The organism is Pleomorphochaeta sp. DL1XJH-081, from assembly GCF_049310885.1.
In the GTDB taxonomy this organism is placed as follows: Bacteria; Spirochaetota; Spirochaetia; order Sphaerochaetales; family Sphaerochaetaceae; genus CAYZJV01.
Window position 1 is genome coordinate 1 of sequence record NZ_JBMDYO010000225.1, and the last position, 231, is coordinate 231.

General features: G+C 60.2%; 1 protein-coding gene. It reads right to left on the bottom strand.

The genetic code is table 11. The features are described 5' to 3' along the window. Positions 1-208 (bottom strand): hypothetical protein (locus ACODJP_RS14545; protein ID WP_422482715.1); only part of this gene is annotated, 208 nt, incomplete at its 3' end. Positions 209-231 lie beyond the last annotated feature (23 nt).

Sequence of the window (231 nt, forward strand, 5' to 3'; positions counted from 1 at the left end):
GAAGAGAGAGAGAGAGAGAGATAAGATTTTGAAGGCGGCACAAAAAAACAAGAACCACACTCATAGCAATGGCCTCAGCTTCACTCCTCAAGTCATCTCCCGTCCTCGACAAATCCGACTTCGTCAAGGGCGGCCAGACCCTCCTCCGCCAGCCCTCCGCCGCCGCCGTCCGCTGCAGCCCCACCGCCGCCCCGTCTTCTCTCTCCATCCGCGCCTCCTCCTACGCCGATG